The 1126-nt window shown below is 42.5% G+C and carries 1 protein-coding gene and 1 pseudogene; both read right to left on the bottom strand.

The features are described from left to right. Positions 1-107, bottom strand: a pseudogene (locus BM243_RS15460) (flagellin); the annotation flags it as partial. 113 nt (positions 108-220) lie between these two features. Beyond that, a partial coding sequence (locus tag BM243_RS15455; RefSeq protein ID WP_074913423.1) for a flagellin occupies positions 221-1126 on the bottom strand: 906 nt, incomplete at its 5' end.

Here is a 1126-nt window from a genome sequence, read left to right as displayed (position 1 = left end):
ATTCTAAGACCTGAAGAAAGCTTTTCCAGGGACTTAGCCTGAGCACCCTGAGCGGATGTCAGTCTTGAGTAAGTGTTCATTGCTGAAATATTATTATTAATTCTCATTTTTTATCCTCCTTGAATTTGACTGCGAACTTCCGTATTCGCCTTTATTTGTAGCTATGCTAATTGAAAATGAAACGGTAGTATTTGATAATAGCTACCGTTTCTAATACTAATTAGCCGAGTAACTGGAGTACTCCCTGTGGCATCTGGTTGGCCTGAGCCAGCATTGCAGTAGAAGCCTGGTTCAGGATGTTGTTCTTTGTGAACTCCATCATTTCCTTAGCCATATCTACGTCTCTGATTCTGGACTCAGCAGCTGAGAGGTTCTCAGATGTTGCTGTCAGGTTGTTGATGGTGTGGTCCAGTCTGTTCTGAACAGCACCAAGCTTGGATCTTTCAGCAGATACAGTTGTAATAGCATTATCAATTGTTGTGATTGCTGAATCCGCAGCACCCTGAGTTGAAACATCTAAACCGTAGGATCCTGTTGTATCTGCTGCTAAAGCAACAGCTGTTACGGTGGCGGAATAGGTAGCAGAGGAAGTTCCTGAGAATTCAACTTCAAATCCTTCCTTTTCCAATGCAGCTTTCACCTCTGCATTTGTTGCAGTGGATGAAACAGCTAGAGTTCTTGAACCAGAAGTCCATGTAGGCTCGGTTCCTGCAGCGGCTCCATTAGTGATAGTGATGTCTGTCATTGCAGAATTTCTGCTTGAAATAGTAAATCCACCTGTTGCTGCAGTAGATCTTTTTTCTCCATCTACGCTAAGCGCATCAGATCTCATGTCATTAATTGTTAATTCCATGCTCTGGCCTTCGTTTGCACCAATGTGGAACTTCATTGCTGAAGCATCACCATTTAAAAGCTCCTTGGTATTGAACTGGGTGTCATTACCAATTCTTGTAATCTCTGTTGAGAGCTGATCCATTTCTTTCTGGATTTCGATTCTGTCAGAGTTTGTATTGGTATCATTGGAACTCTGCACAGCAAGTTCTCTCATTCTGTTCAGAATGGAGTGTGTTTCGTTAAGAGCACCTTCTGCTGTCTGGATCAGAGAAATTCCGTCCTGTGCATTTCT

The sequence above is a fragment of the Proteiniclasticum ruminis genome (assembly GCF_900115135.1).
In the GTDB taxonomy this organism is placed as follows: domain Bacteria; phylum Bacillota; class Clostridia; order Clostridiales; family Clostridiaceae; genus Proteiniclasticum; species Proteiniclasticum ruminis_A.
This window is presented reverse-complemented; position numbering and strand designations above follow the sequence as displayed.